Source organism: Cernens ardua, from assembly GCF_051251085.1.
Lineage (GTDB): Bacteria > Pseudomonadota > Gammaproteobacteria > Pseudomonadales > Halomonadaceae > Cernens > Cernens ardua.
Genome location: NZ_JBPCZH010000003.1, coordinates 244,695 through 271,152, shown reverse-complemented (window position 1 = coordinate 271,152; position 26,458 = coordinate 244,695). Strand labels below are relative to the sequence as shown.

Genomic DNA, 26,458 nt, shown 5'->3' with positions numbered 1-26,458 from the left:
GTTTTTCCTTTGTGGTTGTACAATAGATATTAAAGAGATAGTAAAAACAGTGGGTCTTTCCATGCTCTTTAGGAGTCAATTTATGAAGTTTTTGGGCGTTTCGTTATTGATGGGATTTGGTTTGCTGGGGAATGTGATCATGAGTCATACGGCAATGGCCGATAATTCCTCCCATGCTTCGCAGGCATCCTCTGTTTCCCAACAATGGCCATGGCAAAGCGGCGAATGGCTGCCGGAGTCAGGTGTCGCATGGCATTACAGCCCGCTGGCAGTCCCTACAGAAATGAAGCCTCTTTCACAATCCATGGCATCGATGCTGAGCAGAGGATATGCCATCAGGACGACAAACAATTACAAGAATGGGTTGTTATTTACGTTGGTGCGAGGAAAAAACAATGTCATTTGCGTGTTTAATCCTCCCGAATTGGGTACGGACCAAAATGTACCGACTTCGCGTTGCTGGGCACTGAATTGATTTGTTGAGCTCAGTATGCAGGTATAATGTCATCTATAGAATCTATCCCTGAATAAATGAAAACAGGCCAATGTTTCACGTGAAACATTGGCCTGTTTTAGATGCCCATTATCAGCATCTGCCGGTTACCAGCGTTAGGATAGATTGAGACAAAGCCATTTCTCAGCAGCATATAATAGTGCCATGTAGCGGCTATCTGCTTACATGATCAGCAAAGGCCTGAAGAGATGGAAATATTTCGACTCGTGACGGGGCATCCAGTGCTTCCAACCGTTCGCGTGTAGCTTCCCCGTTGCCTGTTAATACCAATGCGAGTCTTGTGCCAGCGGCTTCACCGGCCTGAAGGTCTCTGAGCGAATCACCGACCATCCATGCCTGCGAAGGATCTTCCACCTCAAAGTGTTGCATGATCTGCTGTAACATTCTCGGCAGCGGTTTGCGGCAGCCACAATGATCATCAGGGAGGTGAGGGCAATATCGAATATCACTGATCAAGCCGCCCTCCTGCTCAACAAGCTGATTCATTTTGTCATGCATGGCAGACAACGTGTCCAATGAATAAAACCCACGCCCGATGCCTGACTGATTTGTTGCTACCGCAATGGTAAAGCCTGAACGGGTGAGTGTCGCAATGGCTTCCAAAGCCCCCGGCAGTGGCACCCATTCATCGGGCGTTTTTACGTAATCCCGCCGATCCTGATTGATAACACCATCTCTGTCCAGAATGATAAGTCGTGTTGTGCTCATTTACTCCTCGCACCGGCTATATAAAAAAGTGTTATTAACGAGGCATAACCCAATCCACCAGTGCAAAGGCCACGTATGTCATCAATAAAGTGCCAAACAGATGAGTAGCGGCGATGGTGAGTCCCCAACCGTAACGCCCTGTGTAGAGCATGCTGACAACTTCAGCGGAAAAAGTGGAGAAAGTCGTTAGGCCGCCGCAAAAGCCAGTGATTAGCAGGGCTTTCCATACCGGGTCCAATGAAGGGACACGTGCGAAAAAGGCAATCAATAGCCCAATAATCAAGCCACCGGCCAAATTGACGGTTAACGTGCCCAACGGTAAATAGGGATTGATTGCGTTCATGCGTAGCCCTAGCCACCAGCGGACAACACTGCCTACACCCCCTCCGAGTGCTACAGCCAATAAGGTTGGAAACATACTCACGCTCCGAAAATATCGATAAGTCCATGAAAACTTCATGTTTTGAAAAGCAATGCTCGCAGGGTCAGGCAAGGGAGGAGGTGGGTAACATGTATCTACGCAACACCCCTCGAAGGCTGATCACTCCGAGTGAGGTTCGTAGGCATCATTAACCCAAAGGCATCCTGAAAGGGTGTCAGAATGTTTTTCCTTTTATAGAGCACTTGGATATTTGTGTGGTAAATATTTACAGACCGCATGAAGCAGTGTGAGAGTAAATAGACACAGAGGTAGCGCTTTAAAGGGTAGTTTGTTTCACCGTACAGGAAGGGCCCTGTGTATGAGGTGGAACCGGAGGAATACCATCTCCGTAGCGCTTCCAAGCATATCGATTAGCACTTCGATATGCAAGGTCAGGGATACCTCATTAGAGGATGCTCAGCAGGAAAATCTGGACTGGAGAGGCAGATTCTGTTTTCCCTGACGAAAAAAGCCCCTTCGCAAAGGGGCTTTTTTTACTCTGCCACTAGTTGGAACCAACTGCCCATATAAAATATGGAGGCGTAACCTTCTCTTGGTTAGGGAAGTAGCGAAAAATCAGCCACTTCAAGGAACAGCCCCTGAAGCTCCCTTAAAAGAGCCAGCCTGTTACCGCGCACTTGTTGGTCTTCCGCCATCACCATCACCTGTTCGAAAAAGTTATCGACAGGGGGTTGCAGCGCAGCCAGTGCATCCAGGGCCTGACCGTAATCAGCTTTATCGAACAACGGTTTAGTTTCTGCTTTTAAGCGTTCCACTTCGGCATAGAGATCACGTTCGGCATCATGTTCGAAGAGGGTGTCATCTACATTAGCAGGCAATGCCTCTTCGTTTTTCGCCAATATATTACTTACGCGTTTGTTGGCTGCTGCTAGTGCTCTGGCTTCAGGGCGCTGAATAAAGGCCTGAACGGCACGTAAACGACGAGCGAAGTCCAGTGGTTTGTAGACGGGCCGAGCACGGACAGATTGATAAACATCTGTATCGATGTGCTCTTCCTGAGCCCAGGCACGCATGCGCTCCAGAACATAATCCAGTACTTCGAGAGCCAGCCCCTGACGGTCATCGTTGCTGAGCTCGGTGTGTTGATCAACGGCCAGTTGCAACAGCTCCTTCAGGTCAAGGTTGTAATTTCCCTTGATAAGGATGTTGAGAACACCGATAGCGGCACGCCTCAGCGCAAAGGGATCTTTTGCGCCTGTTGGACGTTGCCCAATACCGAAAATGCCTGTCAGCGTATCCAGACGGTCAGCCAGTGCTACTGCCACCCCCACCCTGGAGGACGGAATGGCATCTTCTGCATTACGGGGTAAATATTGCTCGGCGATAGCCCGCGCAACATCGGGGTTCTCCCCATCATGTGTTGCATAGTAGCCACCCATGATCCCCTGCAACTCAGGAAATTCCATCACCATTTCGGTGACCAGATCACACTTGGCAAGTTGGGCTGCACGGTGGGCATCTTCACGATTGCCATCGATTTTTTCACTGATATCACCCGCGATGATCTCCATACGGCGGGATTTATCAGCCATTGAGCCAAGGCGACGCTGGAAGACAACGGTTTCAAGTGCTGAACGACGGCTATCCAGGGGCTTGGCAAGGTCAGTTTTGTAGAAGAAATCCGCATCCGCCAAACGTGGGCGTATGACCCTTTCATTCCCTTCAATCACCTGACGTGGGTCCTTGCTTTCAAGGTTGGCAATCGTGATGAAGAAGGGGAGCAACTTGTCGTTTTTATCCAGTAGGTGGAAATACTTCTGGTTCTCTTTCATGGAAGAGATCAGGCACTCATGGGGGACATCCAGAAAGCGGCTATCAAATCCTCCCGTGAGTGCAACGGGCCATTCCACCAGGCCGGCAACTTCAATCAATAGGTCTTCATCGATCACTGCTGTGGCATCGAGTTTTTCAGCCTCTGCTTCGATCTGGGCACGGATACGCTGCTGACGTTTATCGGAATCTGCCAGTACGTAACCGGGTGATTCCAGTTGCGCAAGGTAATCATCTGCATGTTGGAGCTCAATAGGCTCAGGACAATGAACACGATGACCATGTGTAATACGGTTGGCATTCAAACCCAGGGCAGACCCTTCTACCACATCAGCACCGTATAACATCACCAGCCAATGTACAGGGCGAGAAAACTCTGTGCGAGAGGCTCCCCAACGCATGTACTTGGCCACGGGCAGATGTTTGATAGCACTTTCAACCATGGCAGGCAGGAGGTCGACTGTCATTTCGCCTTTCTGGTGCTGCCGATAGCCCACACGTGGCCCTTTATCGGTTTCAATGGTTTCAAGCTCACTGACATCAATACCCAGTGAGGAGGCAAAACCGGTAGCGGCCCTTGTTGGTTCGCCATCCTTGAAAGCTGCAGCAATAGCAGGCCCCAGACGCTCATTCTCACGATCAGGCTGGCGGTCCGATAGTTGAGTAATACTGACTGCCAAACGACGAGGAGATGCATGGTGAGTGATTTCACCATAGTTTAGCCCTGCGTTGTCCAAACTCTCGCGCAGACTGTTGGCAAAGGCATCTGCCAATACCGGTAAGCTACTGGGCGGAAGCTCTTCACAACCGAGTTCGACCAGAAATGTAGATTCTGATGACATGCTCATGCCTTACCTTCATTTTGCTCGGAATGGGATTGGGCCGCATCCAGCTTGGCTTTATGCGCAGCCAGGATGGGTTCACGAATGGCTTCATCTGCAAGGGGGAAGCCTGCTTCTAAACGTGACTGATAGTACGCCTTGGCTACCTGCTGAGCCATTGAGCGGACACGCAGGATATAACGCTGTCTCTCGGTGACCGACACGGCGTGACGTGCATCCAGCAGGTTGAATGTGTGAGAGGCCTTCAGCACTTGTTCATACGCTGGAAGGGGTAATTTGGCTTCTAACAGCTCTGCACATTTTTTCTCGGCCTGCTCGAACGCTGCAAACAAAGTGTCGACATCCGCATGCTCGAAGTTGTAGGCAGACTGTTCACGCTCATTTTGCAGATAGACGTCACCATAAGTGACTTCAACACCTTCGGGGGAACGCGCCCAAACCAGATCGTAAACGCTGTCAACATTTTGCAAATACATGGCGAGGCGTTCCAACCCGTAAGTAAGTTCACCTGTGACAGGGAAACATTCGATCCCGCCCGCTTGCTGGAAGTAGGTGAACTGGGAGACTTCCATGCCATTTAGCCAGACTTCCCAGCCTAGCCCCCATGCACCCAGGGTAGGAGATTCCCAGTTATCTTCCACGAAACGAATATCGTGTATAGACGGATCGAAGCCCAAATATTTCAGTGAACCCAAATAGAGTTCCTGCAGATTGTCAGGGGAGGGTTTCATGACAACCTGGTACTGGTAGAAATGCTGTAGGCGATTGGGGTTGTCACCATAACGGCCGTCTGTTGGGCGGCGTGAGGGTTGAACATATGCTGCGTTCCAACGCTCTGGCCCGATGGCACGCATAAAGGTCGCAGGGTGAAATGTGCCTGCGCCCACTTCCATATCCAAGGGCTGCATGATAACGCACCCCTTCTGAGCCCAGTATTCCTGCAATGCGAGGATCAGGCCCTGAAAGGTGCTTACGTCAGGGTTCGACTGTGTCATTGATTCCGTCCGACTGGATAATTCTGAGCGTAAAAGTCGGCTCAGATTGAGTAATTCATGATTTAGCTGGTTCGTAAGTATACAATTACAGCCATTAGGTATATAGGGCTAGAATGCATCGAGTTATTTTTGCGTGGAGTCAGACATGATTTTAGTGACAGGTGGTGCGGGTTTTATTGGGGCAAATATCGTCAAGGGTCTAAATGAGCGTGGCGAGACTGACATCATGGTGGTCGATGATCTCACTGATGGCACACGCTTTGTGAATCTGGTGGATTGCCAGATCGCTGACTATCTGGATGTAGACGAGTTTCGTGCGCGTCTGCTTGCTGAGGATCTACCCCGCTTCCGTGCTGTATTTCATGAGGGGGCGTGCTCTTCCACCACCGAGTGGAACGGCAAATACATGCTTGATAATAACTTTACGTTCTCCAAGGAATTATTGCACTACTGCGTGCGTCATGAAATTCCCTTCCTTTATGCTTCTTCCGCTGCGACTTATGGAGCAAGTCAGGAATTCCGTGAAGTTCCTGAGTTTGAGAAGCCGTTGAATGTGTATGGTTACTCGAAGCTGTTATTCGATCAGTATGTACGTACCCGCATGAGCGAGTTTCATAGCCAGGTCGTTGGTTTCCGCTATTTTAACGTCTATGGGCCACGTGAGCAGCATAAGGGCAGTATGGCGAGTGTTGCCTTTCATCATCATGAACAGGTGACTTCCGGCCATAATCCCAAGTTGTTTGGTGCCTATGATGGTTATAAAGCGGGGATGCAAAGCCGCGATTTCATTTATGTAGGCGATGTAGTCGCTGCCAACCTATGGTTCTGGGAGCATCCGGAAATTTCCGGTGTCTTTAATCTGGGAACAGGCCGTGCAGAGCCTTTCAAGGCGATTGCAGATGCAGTCATCGCCTACTATGACAAAGGGCGTATTGACTATATCGACTTCCCGGATCATCTGAAGGGGCGCTATCAGAGTTTTACGCAGGCCGATATTTCGCGTTTGCGTGAAGTCGGTTTTGATCATGAGTTCAAGACCGTTGCGCAGGGGGTGGAAGCCTATTTGGAATGGCTAAATACCGACGCCATTATTCTTCCGAAGTAAGTGTTTACTTGCCTTTATGAGTATGAATAAAAGCGTTTACGAATCCCCTTCAGAAGCAAAAACGGTCTCAGGAGGTGAACGCATCCTGGTGGTAGGCCCATCATGGGTGGGGGATATGGTCATGGCTCAAAGCCTCTTGATGGTTCTGAAGCAACGGCATCCTGATTGCGTGATCGATGTGATGGGGCCCGCCTGGTCAGCACCCATTATCAATCGTATGCCTGAAGCTCGGCGAGCCATTACGTTGGATGTCGGGCATGGCAAGTTTGCCCTTCGGACACGTTGGCAATTGGCTCGCCAGTTGAAAGGGAAGTATGACCGCGCCATTGTTTTACCCCGTTCCATGAAGGCTGCGCTGGTGCCGTTTCTTGCACGTATTCCACAACGTGTAGGTTTTACCGGGGAACAACGCTATGTTGTGCTAAACCAGCGTTATTCACTGGACAAATCTGTACTGAACCAGACCGTAAAACGTTTTGTTGCACTTGGGTTGCCTCCCGGTAATACTGCGCCAGACATACCCTATCCTCACCTGCGTGTGGATGAGAAGAATCAATATGCACTGCTCAAGCGCTTTGGTTTGGCTGATAGTGTACTCAAAGACAAATTGGTTGGTTTGATGCCGGGCGCAGAGTACGGCCCTGCCAAACAATGGCCACTTTCCCATTTTCGACAGTTGGCTGAAAGCCTGGTTGCACAGGGTTATTCCGTCATTGTCTTAGGTGGCCCCAAGGATGTGGCCGCGGGTGATAGTATCGCTGAAGCAGGTCATGGCATTTATAATCTATGCGGAGAAACGCGACTGGAAGATGCAGTAGACCTACTGGCAGCTTGTGTCCAAGTTGTAAGCAATGATTCCGGGTTGATGCATGTTGCCGCGGCAGTGGGTACTTACATACAAGCTATTTATGGGTCATCTTCTCCACAGTATACCCCTCCTTTGACGTCCCGGTCCGATATTCATTGGTTAGCTTTGGAATGTTCTCCCTGCTTTGAGCGCGTTTGTCCATTGGGCCACACTCATTGTCTGAAAGAAATTTTGCCACAACGCATAGAGCAAGCGATTTTTTCGGTGTCTAACGATCGAATTTCGGCTATTCCGACTCGCTATTGAACGTTTCCGTGAGCTATCGGCTTTTCTTGTTGCCCTCTTGTGGGTTTCACTTATTCATTGAACATCAGGTATAAAGCGCCATGGTCTCGATTACCGGTACAATTATTACCCTGAATGAACAGGACAATATTGTGGAGTGCATACGTTCTTTAAAACGCGTATGTAGCGAAATTATTGTCGTGGATTCATTTAGTGAGGACGATACCGTTCGGCTGGCTGAAGGCGAAGGGGCTACGGTTATCCAGCAGTCTTATCTTGGGGACGGGCCACAAAAAGCCTTTGGCGTTTCTTCGGCTTCACATGACTGGATCCTTGCGCTCGACGCAGATGAACGTTTGGATGAAGATGCTGTCAGCTATATTCAGGCACTTCCCCTTTCCGATGCCAACACGGCTTATGCCTTTCGCAGGAAAAATTTCGTTGGCAATCACTGGATACGGGCGGCAGGCTTTTATCCGGATGCTGTAGTTCGGTTATACAATCGTACAACTTCTGGTTACTTACCCAAAAAAGCGCACTCCTCGGTGAAGGCACCCAGGGTAAAAAATACTGATACACATATACGGCACTTTACTTATCGTGACATGTCACACTGGGTTGAACGTATTAATCAATTATCCAGCCGTGACGCTTGGTCAATGAAGAGTAAGGGAAAACGGGCATCCAATATTAATCCCATGCTTCATGCCAGCATTGCCTCCTTCCGTAAACTGGTGTTAAAAGGCGGATTATTTCAGGGCATGGATGGTATGACAGTCGCGATCACAACTGCTTTTCATGCTTATATGAAATACGCCAAACTGAATGAACTTTATGAAAATGCAGCCGATGTGCAAACAACGGAAACATTATCGAAAAGCAAATCCAACAACACCGAGTGAGGGGCACACCCTTACTTCAGTCATATTCGTATACAGGTTGCTGATGGGTGCACTGTTCTAATCGATTGAGGTACTGCTTTGTTGACGGACAATATTTGGTTAAAAACTCATGAGAGAATGAATCTACAGCCCTCCCGAATGATGACTTCAAAGTCGTTCGGCTTCGCTTTGGTTATGGCTGTGTCATTGTCTGGTTGCGGCGCGGCTAATGCTCAGCATAAAAGTATGCCTTTTCAGACAAATCCGCCTGTTACAATTAATGCGAAGTCCGTGTGGGATAATCCCGGCACGTTCAATATATGTTATCAACCGAGTGAAAGTAATCGGCTGGTAGGGTGTATGACCGATGCTCTTTATCGAGCAGGCGCATCGAATCAAGTGGTGATGTCGATGGAAGCACTGTCAGCAGGTGGAGATCCGGCATACGTGTCTGCTTACCGCCGGGAAGGCTCTATTGGCATCGCTACGGTGACCCATCCATTTCGCGCCAATACGAATGATGAAACACGCCTGGTCGGAAGTGATGGTGCCATTATCAACGTGGATTCTGATCCTGTGACTCCCGCAGAAGAAAATGGAACTCTTTACTCTACGTTGCTGAATCAACACCCTGGGCTTGAGCCTTTCCCACCCGCGAAATTGGTACGTGTTGATCAGAATGAGGATGGCAGCACAGCCCTTCGCTTTGATACGGCGATGCGTGACTGTCATGCATGTCAGAGCGACGGGTGGCTATCGGTTGAATACAAATTCACTGCGAGTGGCCGTTTCCTGGGCCACCATCTGGTGGGTATTGACCAAACCAATGGCGGTATTTTTCCAACGGATTAAGATGGATATCTGGACGAGGCAGCATTAGTCTTCGTGAGTCACTTCGCGACTAAAACGATAATAATCCGTTAGTGTCAGTTTCGATGCTGCTGCTTCATCTACCACGATAATAGCATTGCGATGTAGCTGAAGTGCGGAGGCCGGGACCATGGCGCTAAGAGGGCCTTCAACACATTTCTCCACAGCACGCGCTTTGTCTTCCCCTGTGGCGAGTAGAATGGCCTGCCGGGTATCAAGAATCGTCGCGATTCCCATGGTCAGGGCCGATTCCGGTTGGAATTCATCCTGTTTGAAGAACCGTGCATTGGCCGACAGTGTATTTTCAGTCAATGCTTTCACGCGCGTGCGTGACCCTAAACTGGAGGTGGGTTCGTTGAATCCGATATGCCCATTACGCCCAATCCCCAGAATCTGTAGATCAATACCACCATGTTCAGCAATATGTTGCTCATAGATATCGCCTGCTGTTTCTGGCTTTCCCATTCCATCTGGCAGGAAGGTATTGGCAGGATCAATATCGATATGATCAAACAGTTCGGTTTGCATGAAATGTCGGTAACTTTGGGGGTGGTCAGGCGGTAGTCCGATATATTCATCCAGGTTGAATGTAGTGGTATGGGCAAAACTGAGACATCCCTGCCGATAGCGGCTTACCAGCTCCCGATAGAGTTCCAAAGGGGTGGAGCCAGTGGCAAGACCCAATACCGGCGCCACTTTGCCCTCGAGTAATTTTATGACTTTGTTGGCAACATAGTTCGCCACATCCTGTGGCGTTTGGGTCACAATCACTTGCATATCTTTTTCCTGCCCCTTTCGATAAGCCTATCGATCCTGAATGACTCACTGCTTCCGTATGATATTTTTGGCCTGAAGGTGTTGGTAGGCCAATGATGTTATGACGCCGGAATATATGAAAAATCCTTAAAGACCTATGCTTGATACCCCAGAAATTAATAACTGCGTACTGAGTAGCCTTGTATTTAACAACCTTGTATTTAACAACATAGCATAAGTATTGTTTCAAAAAGCGGGTCATTAGGTATGAAATAGTGTATTTCCAGGTGCTAGAGAGCGGTACGATATATGTTGAAAAATATTCGGACGATAGAGTCTCATGTTCTTTTGTTAAAACCTGAACACACATTAACCAGTATTCATGTAGGGTAATTCATTATGGCTCTTTCTTTTCTTGAATCTCTGGGAGTGATACACGCTATTGTGCAATCGCCCATGGCTGGCGGCGCAACTACCCCTGCGCTTGTCTCTGCTGTATCAAATGCGGGTGCACTGGGCTCCCTGGCAGGTTCATCTTTATCGCCTGAAGAGATTGTGAATACCTCACGGGCTATTCGCGCATTAACAGAGCGCCCATTTGCAATAAATCTGTTTATACAGGAAGTGCCTGCCCCCTCTCCTGATACCGTGGCGCATGCGATTCGATTGTTGCAGCCTTTATACGATGAACTGGCACTTGCCCCTCCGTTGCCCGCCCGCTGGTGCCAACCCTTCGAACAACAATTTGAAGCAGTATTGGATAGTCGTCCCAGCGTTGCCAGTTTCACGTTTGGTATTTTATCAATCGAACAGGTCGAGGCGTTGAAGGCGTGTGATATTCGAGTGGTGGGGACGGCCACGCATCCGGATGAAGTCATTGCATGGAGCCGCCTTGGCGTCGATGCCATTTCTTTGCAGGGTAAGGAAGCGGGAGGCCACCGTGGTACCTTTTCAGGACGATGCGAAGATGCACTTTGGCCGCTCGATGCTCTGCTCTCTGCTGCGAAACAAATAACCACGACACCGCTGATTGTGGCTGGAGGAATCATGACAGCGGCAGATATTCAGCACTATCTGGCATTAGGTGCAGAGGCAGCACAATTGGGGACAGCATTCCTGACAACGCATGAAAGTGGTATTCCACCTGCGTACAAACAGGCTTTGATGAATGCTCAATGTGCGCCTGAATTTACGCGTGGTTTTAGCGGGCGACTTGCCAAAGGATTGCCCAATCACGCTTTCCGATTTTTGCAGAAAATAGCACAACAGGTGCCTGATTACCCGGTACAAAACGCCTTAACGGCCGCTCTGCGGGCACAGGGTAAACGGCTGGGGAATGCTGAATACCTGTCTTTATGGGCTGGCGATGGAGTGCATCGGGTGCGTGATATATCAGTCCGGGAATTGATTGAAGAACTGACGGGTGATTGAATGTTTCACGTGAAACATTCGCCATTGAGTGTGCACGCGAATCATGCTCCCTGATCGCGGAGCGATACACAGCCATTGATGGGTGTTCTCAGTGGCGATTGATAAGGTCAATACATTGCGGTACTGCGGCATCCAAATCGATAAGCGACATCTCGTTTGAAATTGTCTTGGTTGGCGCATGCTTTGACGGGGAAGGCGGGCTAAATGCCAATCGCTTGGATGGCTCATTACAGGTTTGCCAGCGTAGGGCTGTTGCGGAACGTTTGGCTGGATAAAAACCGATGGTTGCCAGATTAAGGCATCCTGCAATATGCAGAGGGCCTGTGGAACCTGCGATCATGCCGCTACCGGCACTCAATGTCAGGGCAAACTCATCCAGTTTAGGCCTTGGTGGCATTAGGTAGGCATCAATACCGGCCTGTTTAAGCATTTCCTGGATGTGTCGAGCGTTTTTTTCTTCCCCCGGCCCCCAGGTAACAATCCACTGAATAGGTTTGTGGAGGGAGGGTATTTGGCTGGCAGTAATTTTTTGAATGAGTTCGATGTAGCGGTCAGCGCTTAGGTTGACGGCTGATCCTCCGCTACCCGGGTGGAAAAACCACCAGGTTTTTCGAGTGTCCAGGCCGGTTTCTTCAGCCAACCGGTGGATTTGTTTGTTTCTTGTATCGTCCGCAAGCGGCCAGTAGGGGGGTTCTGCACTTGCGTGAAACTGATTAAGACGAGTAGTTAAATATTCGGCCATTTCCTGATTGTAAACGTATTCAGGTTTTTCCGAACGTGATCGGCGTTGAGTGATACGAACGTTATAGAATATTTGGGCCCATTTAGTGGCCGGGGCAATACGCAAGGGAATGCCAGCTCGAAAAATGGCCTTTCCTATTCGACCTGTTGAGTAAAGAGTTAGAACGACGTCGAAACGTTCTTCATTGAGGTTTTTTAAGAGTTGCTTTTTGTGCCCTTTGCCCGGATCAATAATGACTTCATCTACCCAGGGACAAATGCGTGCTATATCTGCTGTATATTCAGGGACAAGGACGCTGATATGATTTTCCGGCGAGGACTCACGTAGCGTCTTGAGTGCTGGCCACGCAAGCATGAAATCTCCCAGTTTGTCATTACGTATAACGAGTATTCGGTGGGAGATATTCATTCAATTAGCTTTCCTTGGTCTCTGTTTATAACCATGGCTATACCTTACCTGAATAGGGCTTTTATTTCATGGTCTTGATTAGATTTGAATGTTCTATGACTCATATCGTTTCATGGTACCAAGAGGCTTTTATGGCCATGAAATTGGTACGTATGAATCGTGGTTTAATTGGCAGTGGTTTGGCATAAGGCCTTGCTGAAGAGTGAATCATGCTGATGGTATACATGTGTGCTGGAAATTCAGGGCGTGGGATAATAGTTAGCATTTACACAGGTTGATGAAAAATGCGCACAGGGGTTTTACAGGTATGTCTTTCACGGGGCTGGGGCGGTTTGGAGATGTATCCTGTTCGGATTGCGCCCGCACTTGAGGCAAGAGGATGGCGTGTCTTTGGCCTCTCTTTGGAAGGGAGCCGCGTATCAGCCGCTTTCGCTGAGTGCTGTGAGGATAATCTGGTTTTCAAGTCAGTCAATACGGCTTTAATTCATGTCTTGTCGATCAGGAAGTGGATACGAAAACACAATATAGGCATTGTGCATTGCCATAAATCCAGTGATCTTCGGCTGGCAGCTGTTCTTAAAATACTTATGCCTTCCCTCCGATTGATATTCACTGAGCATATGGGCGTCAGCAAACCCAAACATGATTTGTATCATCGATGGGCATACAGCAAAGTGGACAAGGTATTGTCTATCAGTCGTGAAACATTGGCGCGTAATCGCAAGGCCTTACCCGTTTCCGAGTCGCAATTGTCTCTTCTGTACCAGGGGCTTGATTTATCAAAGTATCCAGCTCGACTTCCCGAGGCTCAGCGTGCCCAACTTCGACAGGCCTTGGGTATTTCACATGAGCAAGTGGCAGTTGCTGTGGCTGCCCGGATAACACCGGGGAAAGGGCAAATGACACTCATAAAGGCGATAGCCGCCTTGCCGAAACCTTCACCAGTCGTCGGTATTTTGCTGGGAGGGCTACACGCTAGCGATGGGAGTAACGAAGCCTATGTCCAACAACTGAAGCAAACCATCGAAAACGAGCAGCTCACAGAGCAAGTCATTATGCCAGGTTATCAGGCAGACCTTCCTGAATGGCTGGCAGCGATGGATATTGTATGTGTCCCTTCCAGAAACGAGGCTTTCGGGCTCGCTGCGATCGAAGCAATGGCCGCTGGTCGCCCTGTCATTGGTAGCGACAGTGGTGCATTACCTGAAATATTGCAGGGTGTCGGTAAACTGGTGGCTCCAGATGATCCCACTGGATGGAGCAAGGCCATTCAGCAATGGGTTGAACATCCCGACGAAGCCAGCCAACTGGGGAGACGTGGGCGGCAGCGTGTAGAGGAGATGTTTACGCTGGAAAAGCATCTTGAAGGGCTGGAGAGGATTTATCTTTCTACCAGGATGTGAATAAATATCATGACGGCAAAATAAAATGGATGCAGCTATTTTGCTATATATGAACATAGTGGCATCCCGTTCTCATATTAACGATAGTAGCCTTGTTCTATCTGCTTGAGCAGGGCGTTTCCTTGCCCTGGAACAAATTTTTCAAGCGAACGGCCCAATCGTTCAAGGTTATTTTTTTGCCATTTTTGTATTTTATCTCTTTTGTGGTTTTTCCCAGAACGTAATTGGCAGCGATCCAGATCAATAATCCATGCTTGCATATCGTTATCAACAAGAATGTTACGCGCATTCAAATCTACATGATCCAGCCCAAGATCATGTGCCTGCCGTATGATACTACCTACATGCTGAAGTAGTGTCCTCAAAGTGTTTGGATCCTGATCAGTTGAATTAACCAGGGTTGTTATTTTTTCGGCGAGCGGCAGGGCTCCGGGGATGCGAACACTCAGCAGTGCTGCCTCGTAGGTTAGTCCTTCTTTCCAGACGCAGGCACCGAGCACTTGCGGTACAGATAGCCCTTGCTCACGCAAGGTGTTGGTCAATCGTAATTCCTTGAAGGCGCGGGTCCTTTCGATGCCCATCCACAAATAACGCTGTGCATTAAAGCGTGCGATCATGCCGCCCCTGCGATACGGGCGTAGTACCCACACTTCCCTCTGATCATGACGTTGAGGTGTGCTTTGTTCGTACATCACATGTTGCGATGAGAAAAGCTGTTCGGGGCAGATGAAGAGACTTTCGCCCCTACCGGGAGCCCTGCGTATGATGGCTTGCCTTTTTTCCCAAAACTCAGGCGTAAAAAGCTGGTCAAGTGTGGTCTGATGAGGCGCTAACGATTCATCAAGCGTGATGACGGCGTGCTGCCAAACCAATGAAACTGTCGGATAGCCGCGACTTTCAGAAGATTGGGATGCTTCCTGAGCAGTGAATTCATATTGTGAGTCAAATTCATATAGAATAATGGCATTCTTGTCTTTTAGGTATTTCATCAGCATGGTGTCAGCAATGATTCGTGATTAGTAGTGAATGTGTTCAGCACCTTGCTACTTGCGCTGACTTGCTCTTGAATACGTGCCTACACACACACGCATGGTTATTGAATGAACAAACCCTTGCCCCAAGCGCCGCAGCAGATATGCATATTGCGCCTTTCCGCGCTGGGTGACGTCTGTAATCTGGTGCCGACAGTGCGTGCGATTGCACGCCAGTGGCCTACAGCACGTATTACCTGGATCGTGGGAAAGGCTGAGTACAGTTTACTGAGTGGGCTTGAAGGGGTCGAGCTGGTTGTGTACGACAAGTCCTCCGGTTTCAATGGAATGCGTAAACTGTGGCGCGAGTTGAATTCGCGCAAGTTCGATATCCTCTTGCACATGCAGCAATCCATTCGAGCCAGTTTTCTCTCCCTTGGGATCAGTGCGGATGTTCGCCTGGGCTATGACAAGGCAAGAGCCAAGGATTGGCAAACCCTTTTTACAAACGCGAGAATTGCACCGCATGAACATGCTCATGTGCTCGAGTCCTTTATGGATTTCGCGCAGGCGATGGGGCTGGATGCTCATCAAGAGCTCTTGCGCCTCGATTGGGGTATTTCTGTCCCTGACGGGGCGAAACAGGAAGCGCATGATCTCTTGAAGGGAAAAAAGGCGCTTGTTATTAGTCCTTGTGCCAATCCGCGACTACGCAATTTCAGAAATTGGTCTGCGGAAGGTTATGCGGCCGTTATTGCTTATGCCTGGCGGAAATATGGTCTGACTACTTTTTTGACTGGAGGCAATAGTCCTGTCGAGAAAGAAATGGTGCAGCGTATCAAGTCTCTTTGTAATGATCTTGGCGATGCTCGACCGGTGAATATATTGGGTCAAACAACATTGAAAGGGCTGTTGGCTGTTATTCGTCAGGCCCGTGCGGTTATTGCCCCCGATTCAGGCCCTGTCCATATGGCCAATGCCCTGGGAACGCCTGTTATAGGCCTTTATGCTACGACGAACCCTGACCGTGCAGCACCCTATTTATGGCGTAACTACGTAGTGAATCGTTATCCCGATGCGGTACGGAAATACATGAATACAACAGTTGATCAAGTGGCCTGGGGGACGCGTGTTCGTCACCCTGAAGCCATGAGCCTTATTACTCCTGAAGACGTTTGTGCGCAACTTGATCGTCTTTTGTCAGCGACGGAGCCTGACTCTGATGCCTCACCCTATCATGAGAGTAAAGCTGGAGAATATCGTGAAGATTGATATCAACGCCTTCGATGCGGCCCGTGTTCTTGTTGTCGGTGACATTATGCTTGATCGTTATTGGCATGGGCCTACTTCGCGAATATCCCCTGAAGCACCCGTACCCGTGGTTCGTGTAGATGAGTGTGATGACCGCCCAGGCGGTGCTGCCAATGTGGCGTTGAATATTTCGTCCCTGGGGGCACAAAGCACGTTAATGGGGGTAGTGGGGGCAGACGAAAATGCGCATTTGTTAAAACGCGCTCTTTTGGCTTCCAGTGTTGAGCCACGTTTTCACGCCAGCTCAGATGTTCCCACCATTACCAAGCTGCGTGTCATGAGCCGTAATCAGCAGTTGATTCGCCTTGACTTCGAGGCGCCTTTGCACAGCGTTGATTCCACGCCATTGGCTGCGCTGGTAGAAGAGGGGCTGAAGCAGCACGATCTGATGATACTGTCAGACTACGGTAAAGGCACGTTGGCAGATGTCCAGCGCTTTATTTCACTGGGGCGTGAGGCGGGCAAGCGTGTATTGGTTGACCCCAAGGGGACAGACTTCACCCGTTATCGTGGCGCCAGTATTCTGACACCCAACTTGAGTGAGTTCGAGGCGGTAGTGGGCTCTTGCGCCACAGATCAGGATATTTTCGACAAAGGGGAAACATTGCGTCAAGCGCTTGAGCTTGAAGCGCTTCTGGTAACGTTATCTGAACGAGGTATGGTTCTGATCCGAGAGGGGCATGCTCCTTTTCATCTTCCTACCCAGGCACGTGAAGTCTATGACGTGACAGGTGCAGGGGACACTGTTATCGGCATGCTTGGTCTGGCACTGGCTAGTGGACAAAGCATGGAAAATTCATTACGTCTTGCCAATTTCTCTGCCGGACTTGTTGTAGCAAAACCGGGCACTGCCACGTTGACGATGATCGAGCTCTATGGTGCATTACACGAATACGGATTGCTTCCTGATAATACATCAGTCAATGAACAGGTACTGACCGACATGGTACGTATGGCTCAGTCACGCGGTGAGCGGGTCGTGATGACAAATGGTGTCTTTGACATTTTACATTCAGGCCATGTCAGTTATCTGGAAGAAGCACGGCGATTGGGAGATCGCTTGATCGTTGCTGTGAATGATGATGCGTCAGTACGTCGATTGAAGGGCCCCGAGCGTCCCATGAATTCGTTGGACCAGCGTATGCGTGTCCTTGCTGCTCTGGTGGCGGTGGATTGGGTTATTCCTTTTAGTGAAGATACCCCCGCCCGTTTGATTGAAGCAATCCTGCCCGATGTATTGGTTAAAGGCGGCGATTATCAGGTAGAAGACATTGCCGGGCATGAGGCGGTACTCGCCCACGGGGGCGATGTGCGCGTACTTGGCTTTGAAGAGGGCGTTTCTACCACTTCACTTATTCATAAAATTCGTTCAAGGGAAGACCGTGGCTAGGGTTCTCTACAATACATTGATCTATGCACTGTCTCCTTTTGTCTGGAAGCGTGTCTGGCATGAACAACTTCCTGATCGCTCTCGAAAAGAACGGCTCGGTTGGGTTAATACTCATCCCGATCAGCGGGTTTTATGGGTGCATGCAGCATCTGTAGGGGAGGTCATGACTGCTGTGCCGGTAGTCCGTGCGCTGATGGAGGACAACCCTGACCATCGCATGGTGATTACGACCATGACGGCGACAGGCGCTCAGCGTGTGGCTGAACTATTTGGTGATTCGGTGGAGCATCACTTTGTTGCCCTGGACTTTCCTCGCGCCACCCGCAGGTTGGTAAAAAGGCTGGATCCAGAGCTGCTGGTCATTGTAGAAACGGAACTATGGCCAAACCTGATCCATGCCGTTGCCCACCATCATGTGCCCATTGCGCTCATTAATGCGCGTATCAGTGAGCGTTCTTTTCATCGTTATCTGCGCTTCCATTCATTGGTGGAATCCATGCTCATTCGCATCAATTGGGTGGCCGTAAAAAGTGGAGAGGATGGCAAGCGTTTTCGTGCCCTGGGTATGCCAGCCAAGCGCATAACCGTGGCAGGAGCACTCAAATATGATGTTGTAGTACCAATTGAAGCGATCGAAAAGGGTAAAGCCTTACGGCAGAAGATCGGACCTCGCCCTGTGTGGATTGCTGCATCTGTACGAGAGGGAGAAGAAGCCATCGTGCTGGATGCGCACAAACGTATCTTGCAATCTCATCCGGATACCTTGCTCATCATGGTACCTCGGCATCCTCAGCGATTTGATGAGGTTGCTGTGCAATGTGAAGAGTCCGTCGGCGTGCTTGGAGTGTCAAGACGGAGCCTGAACGAGCCTATTCCTTCTGAGGTAAGCGTCTATCTGGCAGATACCATGGGTGAGCTGCTGACCCTTTATAACAGTGCTGATATCTCTTTTGTGGGAGGCTCACTTGTCTCGGTAGGGGGACATAATCTGCTTGAGCCCGCCGCCATGGGTTTACCGGTAATCAGTGGACCGGAGCTCAGTAATATACGTGAGGTGGCAGATCAGCTTGAAGAGCACCATGCACTTCACATCGTTTCGGATGCGAAAACCTTGTCAGATGAGGTGCTGCGTCTTATTGATGATAACGATCGGCGTACCTCCATGGGAAAGGCGGCCCATGAGGTTGTAGAGGCGAACCGTGGTGCCGCTGAGCGAATCAGAGAACGGTTATTACTGCTCGTTCACCCTGAGAAGAAGGAAAATTTCGAAAGCGAAATAATTGATTAGCGGCCGTCACAAAAACAAGTACATGATGCGGTCTTTGCATACTATTCAAGGATGTTTCACGTGAAACATCTTCACTGTCGATTATCTTCCGTGATTGCTCGATGCATCTCAATCCAGATGACAGAGGCGTGTCACAGGTCTTATTCTTCCTTCTTGTTTACGATAGACAAAACGTTATAAGTAATCATGTTTGGTTACATTTTTGTGCTTGTATGTTGGGGGTGATTGGCTCTAGGATTGAAAGCTTCGGTTTTCCTTAAGGTTTTCTAAGGGCAGTTTAAGGCCCTCACCTTGGGCGCAAGTATTCTTTCATCGTGTGGGGGCAGGATTGTCGCCACTTTGGTTGTGTGCAATGAATTCTCGTTTTGTCTCACTGGATGCGCAGCGCGAATATGTGTTGGCTCCCTATGGTAAAGATGATCTGGCGCTGGTAGAGGCTTTCCGGGTGTATCGTCGTCGTGACGATACGATCGAAGGATTCGAATCTATCGCTATCACTTCGGAATTTGGCCGAAGCACTGAGCTGGATGAAAGGCTATCTGCTATATCTCGCCTACAAGGGGATGAAAGCCGGCTGCGTCTGGATGGTATTCATGGAGTTGAAGCCTTGCATCTTCTCCTGGAGGCCGGCCGCCTTATGCTCCATAACGTGGATGGCATGGTGCTTTCCACCGGTCATGAAAGGCGTGTACGTTTTGATTGGCAGGCTGTCCGCGGAGATGAGCAACATTATCGACTGACGTGGCTAGCCAATAATCCTGCGGATGCTTTTCAGCGTTTGCTTGCCTTTGCGTCTCCTCATTATCTTGACCTTGTGCATGGTCAGATAGGGCTTTTGGCGACAGGCCTGAACGATGATCTTCTAGCGCATTACCATGCCTATGACTTGCTGAATGTGGAGCAGGCTGAGGCGTTGCGTACTGGCTTTTGTGAGGCAGGCGGCGTAATACCTCCCCCTCTGTCTGAGGCTAGTCGTGATCGCTTTGCCATGGTGCCAGGGCTGACACTAGGTAGTCATCGTGAGCGTGTTTATCAACCCCGTAGCGGCAATATGGTGACACGCCACCGGCATCGTGCAGGCTTGGCGTTTGATTACGGTGGATTTCGTGTTTCGGCTGAATCTCCTGCATCTCTTGTAGTCAGGGAAAACGGGCAACATTGGCGTGTTCAGCGTGATCAAAAAGGGGAACACAGGGCCATCGAGCAGTTACGTCATTGGGGCTTTAAGCTGGCTAAACGTCGTAGTGAGGCGCTAAGTGAAAATTGTGGCGATGCCTATGAGATGACAGTAGAAAATGGCTGGCTCGTTTTTGTGCGAGATGGGCTGCCCCGACTCCGTGAGGCAGGCTGGGATATTGTTATTCAGTCTGATTTTGCTTTTGATATTACCCCGATTGATGCATGGTATATCGATATCCAGCGCTACAAGATGTCAGTCGATATCAGCTTTGGTGTGCGAGCGGGCGGGCGCAAGATCAATCTACGTGCTGTGCTTGCACGTGCTATCCAGCGCTCCCCTCAACGTTTTTCGACTGAACATTTAAAGAATGGAAGTAAAGATTCTGCCATTGTTATGGAGCTTCCCGCTGAGGTTGAACATCCTGCCATACGTCTGGCCTTACCGTTTACTCGTCTGGAAGAATTATTGCGGGTTTTTCATGAGTTGCGTTTAGACCCTGGGGCTTATGCTGATGGCGAAGCTCTGCGGTGGTCACGCCTCGAAATGCATCGCTTGTCACCATTGACCTATGAAGATTACGAGTGGCCTGCAGACCTTTCACAAGAAGAAATGCAGTCCTATCAAGCCGAGAGTGAGTCTGCATCGAATATGGCGCTGCCTGAAGGGCTGAATGCAACGTTACGTTCCTACCAGAAAGAGGGCGTGATGTGGTTGAAACGTATTCAGCAAATCGGCGGCGGCGGCTTGCTCGCGGATGATATGGGGCTCGGTAAAACGGTACAGGTCATTGCTTTTCTTCTGGGTGAGCATGAGGCGGGAAGATTACATAAACCAGCGCTTATTGTCGTTCCCACCAGTCTGCTTGCTAACTGGGAAGATGAGTTGGCGCGCTTTGCGCCAGCACTCAAGGTTCTTTTGCAGCATGGCAATGTCAGGCATCAGCATTATGATTTTCTTGGCAGCTACAATGTTATTCTGACTTCCTACACGGTGTTGGTGAGAGATGATGCCATACTGGCTCAAAATGAATTCAGTGCCGTGATCTTTGATGAAGCTCAGGCGTTGAAGAATCCTGTCAGTCGTACCGCGGTGGCTGCTCATCGGTTAATGGCTGATATGCGCATTTGCTTGAGTGGTACACCCGTTGAAAATCATTTGGGCGAACTGTGGTCGCAATTTGATATTTTGATGCCGGGGCTATTGGGGCGTGCTGATGAATTTTCTCGTCGTTTCCGTCAACCTATCGAAACACAGGGTGACCGAGTACGATTGGAATTATTGTTAACACGCTTGCGCCCTTATCTGCTTCGTCGCACCAAAGATGAAGTGGCTTCCGATCTCCCCGAGAAAAATGAAATGGTCGTGCGTGTAGAGCTCCTGGGCGAACAGCGTGAGCGCTATGAATCCCTGCGTCGGGAGATGTTGGAGCGTATTGAGTCAGTAGCGGGGCAGCAGGGGCAAAATGCATTCCGCATGCTTGTACTTGAAGCCTTGTTACGGTTACGTCAGATTTGTTGTGACGCACGTCTCTACTCTGAAGAGACAGCACTTGAGCCTGCATTGGACGATGATGAACCTCACGATGCAGCCACATCTTTCGATACCTCTGAATCGCTGAATGATCCTTTGATACATGTATCCGCAAAATTGGATGCATTATTGGAAATGCTGGAAACCATGCTGCCAGCTGGTCGACGAATACTGATATTTTCCCAGTTCACTTCTGTGCTTGCACTTATTCAGCAGGCATTCAACGAACGTGATTGGGGATACCAGATTTTAACAGGAGACACAGTAGACCGTCGTGCGCCAGTCAAGGCGTTTCAAGAGCATGTGTCGCCCATTATGCTGATCAGTTTGAAAGTAGGTGGCACGGGGCTAAATCTCACCGCAGCAGATACGGTCATTCTATTTGACCCATGGTGGAATCCCGCCGTTGAAAATCAGGCGATTGACCGGGCCCACCGCATTGGTCAGGACAAAAACGTCTTTGTGTACAGACTCATTGCCCGCGGAACAGTAGAAGAGCGTATCCGCATCATCCAGCAACGTAAGGCTGCATTGAGTAATACTCTGTTGGAAGGCGCGAATGGCCTGGATTGGTCCATGGATACTGCGACGCTTAAAGAGCTGTTTGCGCCGTTGGTTGCTTCCAGCTGATTGAGGCTTGGTTAGTCTATTTCACTAAGCTTCCTCTCATAATCGTAATAATGTATAACCACTCTATCAGAGCTTCACCATGCTCCAATGAGTGGATGTAATTTCTCGCATATGTATATAAAGATGTCTGCGTGAATCGTTTGGTCTTCCCTTTCGCTCGTGATTTACGGTGCCGAGCAAAGCGGTTTTTCAGACCAGGCTGATAGTATATTCAAGCAAATTCTCTAGAATGGTACTGGCATAGTTATCAGTCAGGACTGTTTGATACGGACAACCAAGTTGAGGATAGTGTAGTAATTATTGCAATAAGGGCTCCCATGTAATCATTGTCGTTTCATCCGTCTGGGTTGTGACATGTGCCACACGAGAATAAACATCTATGGCTCTACATGCACATACTCCCGATTTGTAAACCATGTGAGTAATTGTCTGACGTCAGTGACTCGGTGCTTGGATCGTTTAAACTCGCTCAATTTCTCGATATCAATTTTCAACATGCCGCCAAGTGCTTCATGTTCGTTACGATTGACTGGATGTAGTGAATCAAGTTTGGGAGGTTGATTAAGTCCAGCTTAATTAAGGATACAGGGTACATCCCTTTTTATGCTATCGAGAACTGGCGAGAGGCAGGATATTTTCGGCACAGGACAATCACTTTTTATTGCAGTACTATCCGGTTTTTTATGCAGGCAGGTGCAGGGAGTAAAACTACAATTACCGTGCCCTGCCAAGCCTTCTTACCGAATGTGGCAAGCCACTTGCGGATGACCCTTACGTTAATGCACTTTATATGGGCAAGTTCCATAAGATATAGGGCCATCTTTGATGACTCTTTGACCGGTAGGCCTTGACTCAAAGGTGCTTAATATTCATTTATACGACTGCTTACTCAAGGTAGCCTTTTCTGAAGGGTTTGGCTTCGACACTTTCAGTCTTAGTCTTTTCGAATTAGGATAGGGTAAATAATCATTGTTACTTCGCGGAAACTCCGTCATGCTATATTTTAGTAGATAGTATTTATATAAATTTGGTTATACAAAAGTATGAAGAATAGAAGAGGCTTATTACCGATAATGTTATTGAGCGACAATTTATACTGAATTTCAAATCTGCTGGTCACACGGATATTTAAATATAAATTATATTTGGCCTATAAAGTTAGTGGTAGAAGTACTATTTGACTGCATACTTTTTAAGTATAGTGTAAGAATCTATCAGCATAGGAGCATTAACATTAACCCCATAATATTCTTAAATTTAAGATAAATATACGTAATTAATTTTGGTTGAACATCCTCTTCTCTCTACAACTTTAGTAGTGGATACTTGAAAAAATGTTTTTTTTGAGTATGTATTCTCATATTGTAGTTAACATGTAGTTCTAGATCTTAACCATCAAGGTATAGGAGGGATTGTGGAAGCGACAGATTTTAAATTTCTTGGAAATGTCACTCCAATTACAAATGGTAATCGGGTTCTTGATATGGCGGAAAGAAAAAAAGATCTATTGTACACAGCTTGTGAGTTTAGAAAAAAAGCTTTAACCGTTTCCACTGAATTTATTTTTGAAAAAACTATTCCTCAACTGGTCAATTTGATGGAGCGGAATGTTGCTCATCGTTTAACGAATGCTGCAATGAGAGCTACTCGCAATTCTTCTATATATAATGTCAAAAAAGCAGGAGCATTAGAAATTGCTACTGAGATTTTATTTGACTCTAAAATAATTAAAGTTGCTGCTGATAAAAATTCTAGATCCTATGTACACAAAAAATTGAAATTTTTGGACAATAATTCATTAACTTTATCAATTGGCCTCCCTTTGTTCTCTCGGAAGCCTATATCACCAGTAAAAAATAGAGGGCATCTTCCTGATATAGGAGATATTCATTCTCTTATGCGTTGTGCCGAGTTGGCTAAATTATTATCTTGGATGTATGACTATGATGTTCATCTTGATATTTATGCAGATGGATTTAAGTATCAGCGAGCGTGTGGAACGCCAGATAATATCATATCTGACTATCAAGAGGGTTTAAAGTTTTGGGCGATAAAACTTGGGATAGATAACTATATTAGAGTAATAGACTATGAAAAAGCAGTCATTAACACTATCGAGGATGAAAAAAAAGATTTTAGAGAGGCTATGTTTTTAGATACATATCATTTTTTGTATAAACAATCTGAATCTTTTTTTAGCCCCAATGACTTGAAAAAAAGCTTTCATCATATAGTGTCTAATGTGTCTCATGGCTCCGAATTGCGCTATATATTTTTTTCAATTGCTAGTAGTGTTTTTTATAAAACTGAAAATTTGGGGTTTTGTTTAATACAAAGAGATGATGTCGCCCAGCAAAATTTTACCGAATTTTTAGCAATTTTAAATTTAGAGTTAAAAGGAAATATAGGCAAAATTACGTCCCGATCTACTCTTGTAGAATCAATGATTTTAGAAGTATGGAATGCGGCTTTAAAGTATGTAGCAATTTCACTCACGGATCGCCAACTCGATATTTGGCATAAGTTGCAACCCGAAGGAATAAAACTGACTATTCATGGTAAACCGGATGAAATTCAAATTAGGCCTACTAATTCAAGATTTCCTGCAATGACTTCTCAGCATTCAGTTGGCGGGTTAAAGTTTACAAAAACAGGAACTAAAATAACATCTGAATATCGTATTGAACGTGAGTCAGACAAAGAAATTCCAGTTCTATTTGAAAAGTCATCTTGTGAAATAAATAATAATTATGATAGTAATATCATAAAAAGGATGAAGATATTAGACCAGCCTTTTTGCTATGTGCCGGCTAATATTAATGATCTTTATGATTCTTTATCTGGGAGCTTTACTGATGCCTAGCTCACCCATTTTGTGGAAAAAACTTCAATCGTCAGAGTTTTTACTCCCTTTTGTTCATACCAAGCGCTATAATATTTCTGATGTTGAAGCAGAGTTACTACGCCAACGTCTACAAAATAAAATAATAATATCAGCTAAGCGATTCGCTAAAATTGCGGCTAGTAGTAAAGATGCATTATCTAACTCGGGCATTTATCAGCAGCTGGACACCTCTATAGGAAGAAAGGCGGCACTAGTTAGTGAATTTTTCCGCAATTCACATTTTATTTCTAATTGTGGTAGTCTAGATGTAAGTTGTATACAACTAAAATTAATAAGTATATTAACTAATAATCAGAAATTGGTTCTAGAATTAGGGTGGGGGCAGGCAAAACGTGATGCTGGTTTGTTAAGGACACTTGGTGGTAATGCTGATTTTGCAGAAATCATAGCTATTGCTAGAGTTATTGCACTTGTGAGAGCTATAGAACTCCTAATTGATGAAAAGGTTACGTTACGTGTTGTTACGGGGGGGCAGCGTTTTAGTCAAGCATTGTTTATCCGTAATTATATGGATACAGCATATAATAAAAAGAGACAAGAATTTTCTAAATGGTTATCCCCTAATACTGAAATTGAGTTCGACTCAATACAAAGTTATTGGTCACAGGATGAGATATTGGCAAGACTTAATGTCGATAAATGTATGGAAAAGGTTCCTCATCTCACAGAAAAAGATATTCGTTTTGCTATTTTTGCTATTGATTGGTATGGAGTCATCGAGCAAGGTCATGCTCATGGCATATTACTTCCATCCATTATAAAAGAATCACTAATAACATCTTCACAAGATTTGAAAAAGAATTTCATCCGTACTGTTATTGCTTTAATAGCTAATCCGACTATCAATATCGATATGATAGATTTACCATTATCACGAGAGGCATTAAAAGTTGCCTGTGATTGGTTTGTTGAAATCTCGAAGCTCTCAGCTGATTTGTATATACGTTTGGGCCGTGTCACTGTTAGAGCCCCACGTAGAAGTAATCATAACGATAGCCCTATACTTCTCACTGTAATTGAAAAAAAAGACCATTTGGATATCCCGTGTTTGCAGTTACTAGGGCGTCGTTATGGGAAAACGCTACCCCAACACTTGACAGCATGTATACAAAAGGATGGAAATATTCTTTTTGATTCTCTATATCTTATGAAAGATGTTACTGCGCTGGTTTATATACCTAGGCTTTCTGATACTCCTTTGGCCGTTACAGGGTTACCATTTAAAGATTTTATGCAGGCTTTCATGCATATTAATCTCTTTGATGATATTGAACTTTCTTAAAAATGGAGCAG

At 47.3% G+C, this 26,458-nt stretch carries 20 protein-coding genes; 13 read left to right on the top strand and 7 right to left on the bottom strand.

Features of this window, described 5'->3' with window-relative positions:
* Nucleotides 1-82 precede the first annotated feature (82 nt).
* Nucleotides 83-475 (top strand): hypothetical protein, encoded by a 393-nt coding sequence (locus tag LMG33818_RS07880; protein ID WP_442322812.1) that lies wholly within the window; start codon nucleotides 83-85, stop codon nucleotides 473-475.
* Nucleotides 476-667: 192 nt separating this feature from the next.
* On the opposite strand, the gene gmhB is transcribed toward LMG33818_RS07880, so the two are convergent.
* The 4 genes from gmhB to glyQ all read right to left on the bottom strand — a co-directional run bounded on the left by gmhB (nucleotide 668) and on the right by glyQ (nucleotide 5,271).
* A complete protein-coding gene (gene gmhB / locus LMG33818_RS07875) occupies nucleotides 668-1,222 on the bottom strand; it encodes a D-glycero-beta-D-manno-heptose 1,7-bisphosphate 7-phosphatase (protein WP_442322811.1) in 555 nt (184 codons plus the stop codon).
* Between the two features lie 34 nt (nucleotides 1,223-1,256).
* Entirely contained in the window at nucleotides 1,257-1,640 is a 384-nt protein-coding gene (gene crcB / locus LMG33818_RS07870; protein ID WP_442322810.1) for a fluoride efflux transporter CrcB, read from the bottom strand.
* Between the two features lie 560 nt (nucleotides 1,641-2,200).
* On the bottom strand, nucleotides 2,201-4,282 hold the full coding sequence (gene glyS / locus LMG33818_RS07865) for a glycine--tRNA ligase subunit beta (protein ID WP_442322809.1): 2,082 nt from the start codon (nucleotides 4,280-4,282) through the stop codon (nucleotides 2,201-2,203).
* Entirely contained in the window at nucleotides 4,279-5,271 is a 993-nt protein-coding gene (gene glyQ, locus LMG33818_RS07860) for a glycine--tRNA ligase subunit alpha (RefSeq protein ID WP_442322808.1), read from the bottom strand. The genes glyS and glyQ overlap by 4 nt, the downstream gene beginning before the upstream one ends.
* 145 nt (nucleotides 5,272-5,416) lie before the next feature.
* Between glyQ and rfaD the strand changes: the two genes are divergently transcribed.
* The 4 genes from rfaD to LMG33818_RS07840 all read left to right on the top strand — a co-directional run bounded on the left by rfaD (nucleotide 5,417) and on the right by LMG33818_RS07840 (nucleotide 9,202).
* On the top strand, nucleotides 5,417-6,376 hold the full coding sequence (gene rfaD, locus LMG33818_RS07855; RefSeq protein ID WP_442322807.1) for an ADP-glyceromanno-heptose 6-epimerase: 960 nt from the start codon (nucleotides 5,417-5,419) through the stop codon (nucleotides 6,374-6,376).
* 22 nt (nucleotides 6,377-6,398) lie between these two features.
* Entirely contained in the window at nucleotides 6,399-7,490 is a 1,092-nt protein-coding gene (gene waaF / locus LMG33818_RS07850) for a lipopolysaccharide heptosyltransferase II (RefSeq protein ID WP_442322864.1), read from the top strand.
* 80 nt (nucleotides 7,491-7,570) lie between these two features.
* The gene (locus LMG33818_RS07845; protein ID WP_442322806.1) at nucleotides 7,571-8,371 is read left to right on the top strand and encodes a glycosyltransferase family 2 protein; all 801 of its coding nucleotides are present in this window, start codon (nucleotides 7,571-7,573) and stop codon (nucleotides 8,369-8,371) included.
* A gap of 339 nt (nucleotides 8,372-8,710) precedes the next feature.
* Nucleotides 8,711-9,202 (top strand): hypothetical protein, encoded by a 492-nt coding sequence (locus tag LMG33818_RS07840; protein WP_442322805.1) that lies wholly within the window; start codon nucleotides 8,711-8,713, stop codon nucleotides 9,200-9,202.
* 24 nt (nucleotides 9,203-9,226) lie between these two features.
* Here LMG33818_RS07840 and nagB read toward each other — a convergent pair whose 3' ends face one another.
* The gene (gene nagB, locus LMG33818_RS07835) at nucleotides 9,227-9,997 is read right to left on the bottom strand and encodes a glucosamine-6-phosphate deaminase (RefSeq protein ID WP_442322804.1); all 771 of its coding nucleotides are present in this window, start codon (nucleotides 9,995-9,997) and stop codon (nucleotides 9,227-9,229) included.
* A 378-nt stretch (nucleotides 9,998-10,375) separates the two neighbouring features.
* On the opposite strand from nagB, the gene LMG33818_RS07830 reads away from it, so the two are divergent.
* Nucleotides 10,376-11,407 (top strand): NAD(P)H-dependent flavin oxidoreductase, encoded by a 1,032-nt coding sequence (locus LMG33818_RS07830; RefSeq protein ID WP_442322803.1) that lies wholly within the window; start codon nucleotides 10,376-10,378, stop codon nucleotides 11,405-11,407.
* Nucleotides 11,408-11,495: 88 nt separating this feature from the next.
* Here the strand turns inward: LMG33818_RS07830 and LMG33818_RS07825 are convergent, their stop codons facing one another.
* Nucleotides 11,496-12,557 carry a glycosyltransferase family 9 protein gene (locus LMG33818_RS07825; RefSeq protein ID WP_442322802.1) on the bottom strand — a complete coding sequence of 354 codons (1,062 nt, stop codon included), beginning with the start codon at nucleotides 12,555-12,557 and terminating at the stop codon, nucleotides 11,496-11,498.
* Between the two features lie 284 nt (nucleotides 12,558-12,841).
* Here LMG33818_RS07825 and LMG33818_RS07820 point away from each other — a divergent pair, with 284 nt between their 5' ends.
* A complete protein-coding gene (locus LMG33818_RS07820; RefSeq protein ID WP_442322801.1) occupies nucleotides 12,842-13,960 on the top strand; it encodes a glycosyltransferase family 4 protein in 1,119 nt (372 codons plus the stop codon).
* Between the two features lie 77 nt (nucleotides 13,961-14,037).
* On the opposite strand, the gene LMG33818_RS07815 is transcribed toward LMG33818_RS07820, so the two are convergent.
* The gene (locus tag LMG33818_RS07815; RefSeq protein WP_442322800.1) at nucleotides 14,038-14,949 is read right to left on the bottom strand and encodes a 3-deoxy-D-manno-octulosonic acid kinase; all 912 of its coding nucleotides are present in this window, start codon (nucleotides 14,947-14,949) and stop codon (nucleotides 14,038-14,040) included.
* A 111-nt stretch (nucleotides 14,950-15,060) separates the two neighbouring features.
* On the opposite strand from LMG33818_RS07815, the gene LMG33818_RS07810 reads away from it, so the two are divergent.
* The 6 genes from LMG33818_RS07810 (at nucleotide 15,061) to LMG33818_RS07785 (ending at nucleotide 26,447) form a co-directional block, all read left to right on the top strand.
* Complete coding sequence (locus LMG33818_RS07810; RefSeq protein ID WP_442322799.1) at nucleotides 15,061-16,203, top strand: glycosyltransferase family 9 protein; 1,143 nt, start codon at nucleotides 15,061-15,063, stop codon at nucleotides 16,201-16,203.
* Nucleotides 16,193-17,632 carry a bifunctional D-glycero-beta-D-manno-heptose-7-phosphate kinase/D-glycero-beta-D-manno-heptose 1-phosphate adenylyltransferase HldE gene (gene hldE / locus LMG33818_RS07805; protein ID WP_442322798.1) on the top strand — a complete coding sequence of 480 codons (1,440 nt, stop codon included), beginning with the start codon at nucleotides 16,193-16,195 and terminating at the stop codon, nucleotides 17,630-17,632. The genes LMG33818_RS07810 and hldE overlap by 11 nt, the downstream gene beginning before the upstream one ends.
* On the top strand, nucleotides 17,625-18,920 hold the full coding sequence (waaA, locus tag LMG33818_RS07800; protein WP_442322797.1) for a lipid IV(A) 3-deoxy-D-manno-octulosonic acid transferase: 1,296 nt from the start codon (nucleotides 17,625-17,627) through the stop codon (nucleotides 18,918-18,920). Before hldE ends, waaA begins: the two co-directional genes overlap by 8 nt.
* Nucleotides 18,921-19,272: 352 nt before the next feature.
* The gene (locus LMG33818_RS07795; protein WP_442322796.1) at nucleotides 19,273-22,260 is read left to right on the top strand and encodes a DEAD/DEAH box helicase; all 2,988 of its coding nucleotides are present in this window, start codon (nucleotides 19,273-19,275) and stop codon (nucleotides 22,258-22,260) included.
* Nucleotides 22,261-23,674: 1,414 nt separating this feature from the next.
* Nucleotides 23,675-25,123: an L-tyrosine/L-tryptophan isonitrile synthase family protein gene (locus LMG33818_RS07790; protein WP_442322795.1), complete on the top strand. Its 1,449-nt coding sequence runs from the start codon at nucleotides 23,675-23,677 to the stop codon at nucleotides 25,121-25,123.
* A complete protein-coding gene (locus LMG33818_RS07785; protein WP_442322794.1) occupies nucleotides 25,116-26,447 on the top strand; it encodes a hypothetical protein in 1,332 nt (443 codons plus the stop codon). Before LMG33818_RS07790 ends, LMG33818_RS07785 begins: the two co-directional genes overlap by 8 nt.
* Nucleotides 26,448-26,458: the final 11 nt, after the last annotated feature.

What these genes read in the sequence shown, in the direction of transcription:
- LMG33818_RS07880 (WP_442322812.1), top strand. Translation starts at nt 83, where the DNA reads ATGAAGTTTTTGGGCGTTTCGTTATTGATGGGATTTGGTTTGCTGGGG.
- rfaD (WP_442322807.1), top strand. Translation starts at nt 5,417, where the DNA reads ATGATTTTAGTGACAGGTGGTGCGGGTTTTATTGGGGCAAATATCGTC.
- LMG33818_RS07845 (WP_442322806.1), top strand. Translation starts at nt 7,571, where the DNA reads ATGGTCTCGATTACCGGTACAATTATTACCCTGAATGAACAGGACAAT.
- nagB (WP_442322804.1), bottom strand. Translation starts at nt 9,997, where the DNA reads ATGCAAGTGATTGTGACCCAAACGCCACAGGATGTGGCGAACTATGTT.
- LMG33818_RS07785 (WP_442322794.1), top strand. Translation starts at nt 25,116, where the DNA reads ATGCCTAGCTCACCCATTTTGTGGAAAAAACTTCAATCGTCAGAGTTT.
- glyS (WP_442322809.1), bottom strand. Translation starts at nt 4,282, where the DNA reads ATGAGCATGTCATCAGAATCTACATTTCTGGTCGAACTCGGTTGTGAA.
- LMG33818_RS07815 (WP_442322800.1), bottom strand. Translation starts at nt 14,949, where the DNA reads ATGAAATACCTAAAAGACAAGAATGCCATTATTCTATATGAATTTGAC.
- waaF (WP_442322864.1), top strand. Translation starts at nt 6,399, where the DNA reads ATGAATAAAAGCGTTTACGAATCCCCTTCAGAAGCAAAAACGGTCTCA.
- LMG33818_RS07825 (WP_442322802.1), bottom strand. Translation starts at nt 12,557, where the DNA reads ATGAATATCTCCCACCGAATACTCGTTATACGTAATGACAAACTGGGA.
- LMG33818_RS07810 (WP_442322799.1), top strand. Translation starts at nt 15,061, where the DNA reads ATGAACAAACCCTTGCCCCAAGCGCCGCAGCAGATATGCATATTGCGC.
- LMG33818_RS07840 (WP_442322805.1), top strand. Translation starts at nt 8,711, where the DNA reads ATGACCGATGCTCTTTATCGAGCAGGCGCATCGAATCAAGTGGTGATG.
- glyQ (WP_442322808.1), bottom strand. Translation starts at nt 5,271, where the DNA reads ATGACACAGTCGAACCCTGACGTAAGCACCTTTCAGGGCCTGATCCTC.
- gmhB (WP_442322811.1), bottom strand. Translation starts at nt 1,222, where the DNA reads ATGAGCACAACACGACTTATCATTCTGGACAGAGATGGTGTTATCAAT.
- LMG33818_RS07820 (WP_442322801.1), top strand. Translation starts at nt 12,842, where the DNA reads ATGCGCACAGGGGTTTTACAGGTATGTCTTTCACGGGGCTGGGGCGGT.
- LMG33818_RS07795 (WP_442322796.1), top strand. Translation starts at nt 19,273, where the DNA reads ATGAATTCTCGTTTTGTCTCACTGGATGCGCAGCGCGAATATGTGTTG.
- crcB (WP_442322810.1), bottom strand. Translation starts at nt 1,640, where the DNA reads ATGTTTCCAACCTTATTGGCTGTAGCACTCGGAGGGGGTGTAGGCAGT.
- LMG33818_RS07830 (WP_442322803.1), top strand. Translation starts at nt 10,376, where the DNA reads ATGGCTCTTTCTTTTCTTGAATCTCTGGGAGTGATACACGCTATTGTG.